The organism is Alterirhizorhabdus solaris (assembly GCF_007785815.1).
Lineage (GTDB): Bacteria > Pseudomonadota > Alphaproteobacteria > Sphingomonadales > Sphingomonadaceae > Alterirhizorhabdus > Alterirhizorhabdus solaris.
On record NZ_VNIM01000129.1, the window covers coordinates 1 to 10,085 of the forward strand.

The 10,085-nt window shown below is 71.8% G+C and carries 7 protein-coding genes; 6 read left to right on the forward strand and 1 reads right to left on the reverse strand.

What is annotated here, in order from left to right; translation table 11 throughout:
• Window positions 1-67 precede the first annotated feature (67 nt).
• The 6 genes from FOY91_RS22100 to argB all read left to right on the forward strand — a co-directional run bounded on the left by FOY91_RS22100 (window position 68) and on the right by argB (window position 8,111).
• Window positions 68-391 carry a hypothetical protein gene (locus FOY91_RS22100; RefSeq protein WP_203234638.1) on the forward strand — a complete coding sequence of 108 codons (324 nt, stop codon included), beginning with the start codon at window positions 68-70 and terminating at the stop codon, window positions 389-391.
• A gap of 153 nt (window positions 392-544) precedes the next feature.
• A complete protein-coding gene (locus tag FOY91_RS19340) occupies window positions 545-3,034 on the forward strand; it encodes an SPOR domain-containing protein (RefSeq protein WP_145155403.1) in 2,490 nt (829 codons plus the stop codon).
• A gap of 34 nt (window positions 3,035-3,068) precedes the next feature.
• Window positions 3,069-4,238 (forward strand): deoxyguanosinetriphosphate triphosphohydrolase, encoded by a 1,170-nt coding sequence (locus FOY91_RS19345; RefSeq protein WP_145155405.1) that lies wholly within the window; start codon window positions 3,069-3,071, stop codon window positions 4,236-4,238.
• A gap of 279 nt (window positions 4,239-4,517) precedes the next feature.
• A complete protein-coding gene (argS, locus tag FOY91_RS19350) occupies window positions 4,518-6,257 on the forward strand; it encodes an arginine--tRNA ligase (protein WP_145155407.1) in 1,740 nt (579 codons plus the stop codon).
• Complete coding sequence (locus tag FOY91_RS19355; RefSeq protein ID WP_145155409.1) at window positions 6,257-7,045, forward strand: SPOR domain-containing protein; 789 nt, start codon at window positions 6,257-6,259, stop codon at window positions 7,043-7,045. The genes argS and FOY91_RS19355 overlap by 1 nt, the downstream gene beginning before the upstream one ends.
• A 160-nt stretch (window positions 7,046-7,205) precedes the next feature.
• A complete protein-coding gene (gene argB / locus FOY91_RS19360) occupies window positions 7,206-8,111 on the forward strand; it encodes an acetylglutamate kinase (protein WP_145155411.1) in 906 nt (301 codons plus the stop codon).
• Window positions 8,112-8,115: 4 nt separating this feature from the next.
• On the opposite strand, the gene FOY91_RS19365 is transcribed toward argB, so the two are convergent.
• A partial coding sequence (locus tag FOY91_RS19365; protein ID WP_145155413.1) for a CHASE2 domain-containing protein occupies window positions 8,116-10,085 on the reverse strand: 1,970 nt, incomplete at its 5' end.

Consider the following 10,085-nt stretch of genomic DNA (forward strand, 5'->3'; position numbering starts at 1 on the left):
AAACCGCCGCGCGCTGAGACCAAAACGTAGGGATGCGTCGAAAAGGTGAGATGTGTAAAAGAGACGGGTGCTGGGGTGGGCGCCGGAAGGCGACGAGCTGCTGCTGGCCAACGAGGCGATCGTGCCGTCGACGCCTGCTCCGGCGCCCACGCCAGCACCGGCCCCCGTTGCTGCTCGCGAAGAGCCGGCGCGTCCTTCGTGGCGCAGCCCGGCGGCGGAGCCTGCACCCGCGCCGGCCCCTGCGCCCCGCACCGGCCGCGAGGGCGGCACGTTGTTCGAGCGCATGTCGAACATCGCTCGTGGTGCCGCCAAGGCGCAGCAAGCCGAGCCGGACGCCGAGGGCAAGCCGCTCGATATCCCGCGTTTCCTCAATCGCCAGAACAATCAATAAGCCACTGCGCGCGGCGGGCCGGCGCCCGTCGCGCACGTGCATCGGCGGCGTCGGGCGTTGCCGCCGTTCGTCGGTGATGGATACCGCTCTGCCGTTTCCCCCGGCCCGGGGTGCTTGCCGCCACGCACTGCCGGTCGCTTATCCTTTGATGACATGACATCGCATTCCCCCACCCTTCGCGCGCGGCTGGCGAGGCTCCTCGCGTCCTTCGCCCTCATCGCCCCGCTGGCGATGCCGCCGCTGGCCGCGCAGACCACCGGCTATCCGGCGCTGGCCGATGCCGATCCCGTCACGGCGTTGAGCCGTTACCTGCGGATGCTGGCGGCCAATCCCCGCGATCTCGCCTCGCTCACCGGGGCCGGACGCGCCGCACTGGCGGTGGGCGACGCGAACGCCGCGCTCGGCTTCTATGCCCGCGCAGAAGAACTTGCGCCGCGCAACGGCCGGATCAAGGCCGGCCTCGCCACCGCGCTGGTGCAGATGGAGCAGCCGCGTGCCGCGCTTAAGCTGTTCGACGAGGCTGTCGCGCTGGGCGTGCCGGCGGGCGAGATCGCCGCCGATCGCGGCCTCGCCAACGATCTGAACGGGGACGGGCGCCGCGCGCAGGCGGACTACACGATCGCCCTGCGCGCGCGTGAGGACGCCGAGACGGTGCGCCGCCTCGCGCTGTCGATGGCGGTGTCGGGGGATCGCGACGGGGCGCTGGCCGTGCTGTCTCCATTGCTGCGGCGGCGCGACAGCGGGGCGGAACGCGCGCGGGCCTTCGTGCTTGCTCTGACCGGCGACCAGACCGGCGCGGCGAACGCGGTGCGGGCCGCGATGCCCGGTCCGCAGGCGACGGTGATGACCAGTTTCATGAGCCGGCTGGCCCGGCTCAACCCTGCGCAGAAGGCGCTGGCGGTGAACTTCGGCTATTTCCCGTCCGACGGCCGCTCGTACACCGCCGCCGAGTTGTTCGCCGACGCCCGCGCCGCGTCGTTGCCCGCTGTCGGCAGCGCGATCGGCCAGCGCGATCCACGTCGCGACCTGCGGGGCGATACGCCGCTGATCCCGGCCGGCGAGGCGCTTGGCCCACGGATCGCGCGCAACGACGTCGTCTCGGTCGCCCCCCGCCGGCGGCCGGGGGAGATGGCCGAGGTGATGCCACCGCCGCATGTCCTGTCCGCGCCGATCCCCGGGGTCACGCCGCTCACCACCGCGATGGGTGTTGCCGAGACGCGCGTGGCGCTGGCCCAGTCCGGCGGCGTGGCATCGCGGCCCGTCGCCGCCATTCCCGCTGCCCGACAGGATGGCGGCATCGTGGCGGCCGCAGGCGGGCCGGTGGTGGCGACAAGGACCACGCCCCCGACGACGATACGCACGGTCACCGGGCCTGTGGTTTCTGCGACTGCAGCGGCGGGCGCGACGGCGGCGGCGCCGGTGGCCGCGTCGGTCGCGGTTCCGACGGGTAGCGCACCGGCCGTCACGGCCGTTGCGGTGCCGGCATCGGCTTCGGCGGTGCCGTCGCCCGGTTTCGACGTTCTTCAGGCCACGCCGGCCGCGACGGCCGAGGCATCACGCCCGGCGGCGCCCGTTGCGACGGCGCTGTCGGCCAATGCCCCCGTGGTCGTCACGGCGACCGGCCCTGCGCTCGCCACCGCGCCAAGTCCCGTGCCGGCGCGTGTCGCCGCCGCGCCGCGCACGACCATGCCGCCAGCCGTGCGGGCGACCGAGACCTCGCCCACGCGGCAGTCCCAGTCGGCCGTCCGGACGACGACGCGGACCGAGCGGCTCGCCAAGGCGACGGCTGCCCGGGAGGACCGGGAGTCGACGGACGAGATGCCGGCCGTTGCCGGTCGAAAGAGCGGGGCCACCACCCGGAACGGCAAGCCCGTGAAGCTGGCCGCACTCGACCCGAAAGCCGGAAAATCGCCGCGATCGGGGGAGAGCGGCGTCAGGACCGGCAAGGCTGGCGAGGCGGCAGAAGACAGCGCCACCGAAGACGTGACGACTGGCAGGAACGCGAAGTCGAAGGGGACGCAGGCCGCCCGGACGACGAAGGCGGCGAAGGCCTCCGGCAAGGCGGCGGACGCGGGCGCCGACGACGGCGCGAACGACACGAAAACGGGCAAGACCGGAAAATCCACGCGAGACGCAAGATCGTCAGGCAAGGCGCGGATCGCCGAGGACGTGAAGACGGACCGGGAGTCGAAAATCGATGCGGATGCCAAGACAGGCAAGAGCGCGAAGACGGACAAGGATACCAAGGCCGGCAGGAATGCGAAGGCCGGCAAGGACATGGAGATCGCCGGCAACGCCCAGCCCGCGAAGGACGCGAAGACTACGAAGGGCGCCAAGGCTGCGGATACGAAGGCCAGACCGGCCACCGCCGAGCGTTACTGGGTGCAGGTCGCCTCGGGCAGCAACAAGGCCAATCTGGACAAGGCGTGGGACAGCGTGAAGGGCAAGGCGCCGAAACTGCTCGCCGGGCAGACGACGCATACCGCGCCGTGGAAGGCCTCCAACCGGCTGCTGATCGGCCCGTTCAAGAGCGAGGCGGACGCGCAGGCCAAGGTGAACGCGCTGGCGAAGGCGGGCGTTTCCGGTATTCAGTTCACCACCCGCGCGGGTGCCGACGTGGAGAAGGTGGGCGGCGGCAAGTAGACCGCGCGTTTCCTTCCCGCCGCGGCCGGCCTACATGCGCGGCATGATTGCCCCCTTCGCCTCCGATCCGGCCGCCTCGCGCGGGCGGCTGCATGCCGAGCCACGCGGCGAGACGCGCGGGCCGCGCAACGCCTTCCAGCGCGATCGCGATCGCATCATCCACGCGATCGCCTTCCGCCGGCTGGGCCACAAGACGCAGGTGTTCGTGGCCCCTGACGGCGATCATTATCGCGTCCGCCTGACGCACAGCCTTGAGGTGGCGCAGATCGGCCGCACGATCGCGCGTGCGCTGGGGCTGGACGAGGATTTGACCGAGGCGCTGTGCCTTGCCCACGATATCGGCCACCCGCCGTTCGGCCATTCGGGCGAGGAGGCGCTGACCGAGGCGGTGGCCGATGCCGGCGGGTTCGATCACAATGCCCATACCCTGCGCGTGCTCACCCGGATCGAGACGCCCTATCCGCGCTGGGACGGCCTCAACCTGAGCTGGGAAACACTCGAGGGGCTGGCCAAGCATAACGGCCCCGTCGCCGATCCGCCGTGGGCGCTGGCCGAAGTCGACGCGGCGATGCCGCTCGATCTGGGCGGCTGGCCCTCGCTGGAGGCGCAGGTCGCGGCGCTGGCGGACGACATCGCCTACGACAACCACGATATCGACGACGGCCTGCGCGCCGGGCTGATCGACCTCGACGACGTGGTGGCGCAGCCGCTGGTGGCGCCGGGCTGGGCGGCGGTGAGTGCGCGCTACCCCGATCTGCCGCCGCAGCGGCGGGTGGCGGAGCTGATCCGCGAGCAGATCGGCCGCATGGTCCACGACCTGCTCGATGCCACCGGCGCCGCGCTGGCGGATGTAGCGCCCGGCAGCGCCGATGCGGTGCGCGGGGCGGGGCGGGTGCTGGCGTGCTTCTCAGCCGGCATGGCGGCGGACGAGCGGGCGTTCAAGCGGTTCATGTACGCGCGGCTGTATCACCATCCCAGCCAGCTTGCGGTGGCGGAACAGGCGCGGGTGGTGATCGCCGGGCTGGCCGCCGCCTATCGCGCCGACCCTGCGCTGCTGCCCCCGCACTGGCGCGCCGCGCTGCCGGCGCAGGAGCCGCAGCGCGCCCGCCACATCGCCGATTTCATCGCCGGGATGACCGACCGTTATGCGCTGGCCCGCTACCGCGCGCTGATCGGCCCGATCGATCTGGGCGAGGAAGTTTAGCGACGGACGACATAAGGCTGACCCGCCGACCGCTCATTCTGGGGAGCCGTTGAGCCTGCCGAAATGGCGTCTCGCAGGAGGGTGGCAGCCGCGTCCTTCGATACAGGCCTTCGCCATGCTCGGTCCTTCCTCGGGGTGAGCGGGACAGGATCGAGTCATTCGTCCTTGGCGCCTTGCGTCGTCCCGGCTTTCGAAGATGACGGCGCGAGATGCGCGCCGATTGGATATGCGCCGGCTTTCCGGTAGATGCGGCGCCGAACAATCGACCGGAAGACCGCCTTGACCCTGTACGCCCGCTTCGCCGATCGCATCGACGCCATCCTCGACACGCTGGAAGCCGAGGGGGCGCTGCCCGCCGGGCTCGATCGCCGCAATGTAGCGGTGGAGCCGCCGCGTGACCCGGCGCACGGTGATCTCGCCACCAACGCCGCGATGGTGCTGGCGAAACCGGCGAAGACCAACCCGCGCGCGCTGGCTGCGCTGATCGCGCCGAAGCTGGCGGACCTGCCCGAGATCGAGACGGCCGAGGTGGCCGGCCCCGGCTTCATCAACGTGCGCCTCACCCCGGAGTCGTGGCGCGACGAACTTCGCACGATCCTGCGCGACGCCGGCGGTTACGGCCGCTCCGCGCTGGGGCAGGGCGCGCGCGTGAACGTGGAATATGTGTCCGCCAATCCGACCGGGCCGATGCATATGGGCCATTGCCGGGGCGCGGTGGTGGGCGATGCGCTGGCCAGCGTGCTGGAACATGCCGGCTTCGCGGTGACGCGCGAATATTATGTCAACGACGCGGGGTCTCAGGTCGATACGCTCGCCCGCTCCGCCCACCTGCGCTACCGCGAGGCGCTGGGCGAGACGATCGAGGTGCCGGAAGGGCTGTATCCGGGTGATTATCTGGTGCCGATCGGGGCGGCGCTGGCGGCAGAATACGGCGACCGCTACGTCACCGCGCCCGAGGCGGAATGGCTGGTCACGTTCCGCGAGAAGACGGTGGCGGCGATGCTGGACCTGATCCGCGCCGACCTCGCGCTGCTGGGCATCCACCACGATCGCTTCGCCTCCGAGGCGGAGGTGCAGGCATCGGGCAAGGTAAAGGCGGCGTTCGACCGGCTGCGCGCCGACGGGCTGCTGTACGAAGGCGTGCTGGAGGCACCCAAGGGCGAGGTGCCCGACGACTGGGCGCCGGTGGAAATGACCCTGTTCCGCGCCACCGCCTTCGGCGACGACAGCGACCGGCCGGTGATGAAGGCGGACGGCGGCCTCACCTATTTCGGCACCGATCTGGCCTATCACGCGCAGAAGGCGGACGACGCCGACCAGCTGATCGACATCTGGGGTGCGGACCATGCCGGCACCGTCAAGCGCATCCAGGCGGCGGTGAAGGCGCTGACCAAGGACGGGAACGGGGCGGCGAAGCCGTTCGACGTGAAGCTGGTGCAGATGGTGCGCCTGCTGCGCGGCGGCGAGCCGGTGAAGATGAGCAAGCGCGCGGGCAATTTCGTGACGCTGGCCGATGTGGTGCGCGAGGTGGGCAAGGATGTCGTCCGCTTCACCATGCTCACCCGCAAGGCCGATGCGCAGATGGACTTCGATTTCGCCAAGGTGGTGGAGGCATCGAAGGACAACCCGGTGTTCTACGTTCAGTACGCCCATGCCCGCATCCGCTCGCTGCACCGGCGTACCGCCGAGGCCGGGCTGGCGATCGCGGCCGAGCCGGACCTGACGCTGCTCGACGGCGAGGAGATGGCGCTGGTGAAACTGGCGGCGCAATTCCCCCGCATCGTCGAGGCGGCGGCGGTGAACCACGAGCCGCACCGTATCGCCTTTTACCTCTCCGATGTGGCGGCGGCGTTCCATGCGGCATGGAATCGCGGTAACGACGATCCCGCCCGGCGGTTCTTGATGGCGGATGATGCCGCGACGACGTCGGCACGGCTGGCCTTGGCGGAATCGATCGGGCAGATCATCCGCAACGGGCTGGCCATCATGGGTGTGGCCGCGGCCGAGGAGATGAACTGATGACCGACATCGAGCGGAGCCGCAGCGCGGGCGCGGATGAGGATCGGTTGCCCTGGCTCGAACCGGCCGAAAACGAGCAGCCGGCGCCGGGCGTGGGCGCGGGCCGGCTTATCGCGGCGGTGCTGGTCGCGCTGGTGGCGATCGGGCTGGTGATCGGCGGCCTGTTCTGGATCCGCGATCGCGGCGCGCGGGTGGACGGCGGCAACGGCGACCTGATCGCGGCACCGGCCGGCGACTACAAGGTCGCGCCGACCGACCCGGGCGGCATGAACGTGGAAGGCGAGGGCGACGCCACCTATGCCGCCAGCCAGGGCGTACCGGTGGATGCGGCGATCGACATCTCCCGGCGCCCCGAGGCACCGATGGCGGTTCCGGCACGCGCGCCGACCCCGGCGACGCCACCAGCCGCTCCGCCCGCCGCCCCCGCAGCGCCGCCGGTGGTGACCGCTGCCGCTCCGGTACGGGTGCCGGCCGTGCCGGTGGCGGTTCCGCCCAAGCCGGCGGAAACCGTCAAGGCGGCCGACGTTCCGCCCGCCGCGACCAAGCCCGTCCGTGGGCCGTCGGTGCAGCTCGGCGCGTTGGGCAGCGAGGCGAAGGCGCAGGCGGCGTGGTCCGATCTGGCCGGCCGCTTCCCGTCGCTGGCCGCCTTCCCGCATAGCGTGACGCTGGCCGAGGTGGGCGGCAAGAAGCTGTATCGCCTGCGTGCTTCGGCGGGGGACCGGGGCAAGGCCGGCACCGTCTGCCGCGCGCTGACTTCGGCCAAGGAAGCCTGCGCCGTCATCAACTGACGGCCGGTTTCCGCAAGGCATGATACGGCCCGGCGTCCTCGTGACGCCGGGCCGTTTGCTTTTCGCCCCTGCGCGATCACGGTTTCGCCGGCGGGCGAAAGCCACTAGAGCGCGGCTGTCCTCGGCCCCGGACAGGGGCCTCACGTCGCCCGGAGTTGCCATGTCCGCCGATCACGCCCCCGACCCCGCGCTGCTCGTCAAGGCCGAAACGCTCGTCGAGGCGCTGCCCTACATGCAGCGATATGCCGGCGAGACGTTCGTCGTGAAATACGGCGGGCACGCGATGGGCGACCCGGAGGCGGCGCGCGATTTCGCCGAGGATGTCGTGCTGATGAAGGCGGTCGGCATCAACCCGGTCGTCGTGCACGGCGGCGGCCCGCAGATCGGCGCGATGCTGAAGACGCTGGGGGTGGAGACGAGCTTCATCGACGGCCTGCGCGTGACCAATGCTGAAACCGCCAAGGTCGCCGAGATGGTCCTGTCAGGCTCGATCAACAAGGAGATCGTCTCGTGGATCGGCCGCGCCGGCGGCCGCGCGGTCGGCATCTCGGGCAAGGACGGGCGCCTCGTCACCGCCGAGAAGGTGCGCCGCACCCGCCGCGACCCGGACAGCAACATCGAGCAGGTGGTCGACCTCGGCTTCGTCGGCGAACCTTCCGATGTCGACACGCGCGTGCTCGACACCATCTCGAAGGCGGGAATGATCCCGGTCGTGGCGCCGATCGGCGTGGGCGAGGACGGCGAGACCTACAACATCAACGCCGATACGATGGCGGGCGCCATCGCCATCGCCACCGGCGCCGCCCGCCTGTTCCTGCTGACCGACGTGGCCGGCGTGCTGGACAAGCAGAAGCAGCTCCTCTCCGACCTCACGCCGCGCCAGATCGCCCGGCTGCGCGAGGACGGGACGATTTCTGGCGGGATGATCCCCAAGCTGGAAACCTGCGTCGATGCGGTCGAGGGCGGGGTGGACGCCGCCGTGGTGCTGGACGGGCGGGTGCCGCACGCGATGCTGCTGGAAATCTTCACGCGGCGCGGGGCAGGCACGCTGATACGCGCGGACTGACGGGTCAGGCCGGCCCGCGCCAGCGCAGCGCGAGGATGGTCAGGTCGTCGCTCGGATCGGCACCGTCCTCGAACGCGCGGACGGCGTCACCCAGTCGGTCTGTCGCTTCGCGGGCGCTGACGGCGGCGGTCCAGCCGCCGAGGATGGCGAAGGCGCGGGCGTGGCCGAAGAAGCCGCCGGCGGCGTCCTGCGCCTCGGTCAGCCCGTCGCTCACCACCACGATGCCGTCGCCGGGGGCGAGGTGGATCGTCTCGACCGGATAGGGGAACCCGCCGGCCACGCACAGCGGCGGCCCGCCTTCCAGCGCCAGTTCCTCCACCACCCCCACCGCCGTTACGCGCAGCGGGTTCTCGTGGCCGGCGTTGCAGAAATCGAGCCGGCCGGTAGCGGCGTCGAGGATGCCGACCAGCATGGTCACGAACATGTCCTGCGCGTTGTCGCGGGACAGTTCGGCATCGATCCGCGCCACGGCGGCGGCGAGATCGTCACCCTCGCGCAGCAGCACGCTCTTGGAGAGCGCCCGGGACAGCGCCATGAACAGGGCGGCGGGGATGCCCTTGCCGGTCACGTCGCCGACGAGGAAGCACAGGCGGTCCGCGCCCAGCGGGATCGCGTCGTAGAAATCACCGCCGACGGACCGTGCCGGTTCCAGCCGTGCATCGAGGTCGATCGCGGGGTGGAGGCGGGCGAGGCCGGCACGCGGCGGCAGCATGCCGAGCTGGATCTCGCGCGCCGCCTCCAGTTCGCCCGCCGCGCGCGCCGCCGCCACCCGCTGTTCCGCCAGCGCCGTGCGCAGGCGACGCTGGCGGAAGGTCTGTTCGGCGAAGGTCATCGCCGCCACCGCCAGCGCCGTCGTCGCCCCCACCAGCAGCGGCCGCACCGGATCGAGCAGCAGGCCGAACCGCGCGAAGGCGCCAAAGCTGCCGACCACCAGCAACACCGCCGCCAGCCCCGGCACCAGCGCGATCGCCGCCCCGCGCAGGCGTGGCAGCAGCAGGATGGCGAGCGCCGCCAGCAGCGTCGCAGCACCCCATTCCACGCCTGCCGCCCACCACGGCCGCGCGAGCGCGCCGCCGCCGAGGATCGCGTCCACCGCCTGCGCCTGCACGAAGGTGCCATAGGTTTCGCGATCGACCGGGGTCGTCACCACGTCGGCGGTGCCGGCGGCGCCCAGCCCGATGATGACGATTCGCCCGCGAAACGCATCCGGCCGCCAGCCGCGCCGCAGCAGCAGCGCCGCCGACGTGACCGTGCCCGGCGGCAACCGCCCGAAGCGCAGCCGCATCCGCCCGTCCGCATCCACCGGCACGCGCCTGTCGCCCAGCGCCACCGCACGCAGCCGGCCGTGCGCGACGACCGGGGTGATCGTGTCGACCCCCAGCGCCACCCGCGCCAGTTCCAGCGCGAAGCCGGGCGTCGGCGCGCCGGCCACGTTCGCCACCAGCGGTACGCGACGGATCACGCCGTCGCGGTCGGGTGCGCCGTTGATGATCGCCTGCCCCGCCGCCACCTCGTCCAGATCGGGGATGTTGGCGAGCGCGCCGGGATAGGCCAGCACGCCGGGCGGCAGGGGCGCCGTGAAAGCGGCGCCGACCGGCAGCATCGCCGGATCGGTCTGCGCGCCGGCCGCGAAATCGACCGCATCCCGCTCGATGCCGACACGCGCCAGCACCACCGGATGCGCGCCCGCTACCTGGGCCAGCACCGCATCCTGCGAGGGCGCGGCCAGCATCGCCGTGCGCGCCGCCGCCGGCAGTTCGGGGTACAGCGCGGCGATGCGATCGGGGTTCAGCCGGTCCGGCTCTGGAAAGATCATGTCGAAGCCGATGGCGGTCGCGCCGCGCGCGGCGATCTCCTCGGTCAGCCGGGCGATGGTGTAGCGCGGCCACGGCCACGGCCCCACCGCCTTCAGGCTTTCGGGATCGATCAGCACCACCCGCGCCGCCGCGTCGCGCGGGGCGGCGGGGGCGGGGG

Coding starts and splice junctions, on each gene's coding strand:
- FOY91_RS19340 (WP_145155403.1), top strand. CDS start 545: ATGACATCGCATTCCCCCACCCTTCGCGCGCGGCTGGCGAGGCTCCTC.
- FOY91_RS19345 (WP_145155405.1), top strand. CDS start 3,069: ATGCGCGGCATGATTGCCCCCTTCGCCTCCGATCCGGCCGCCTCGCGC.
- FOY91_RS19355 (WP_145155409.1), top strand. CDS start 6,257: ATGACCGACATCGAGCGGAGCCGCAGCGCGGGCGCGGATGAGGATCGG.
- argB (WP_145155411.1), top strand. CDS start 7,206: ATGTCCGCCGATCACGCCCCCGACCCCGCGCTGCTCGTCAAGGCCGAA.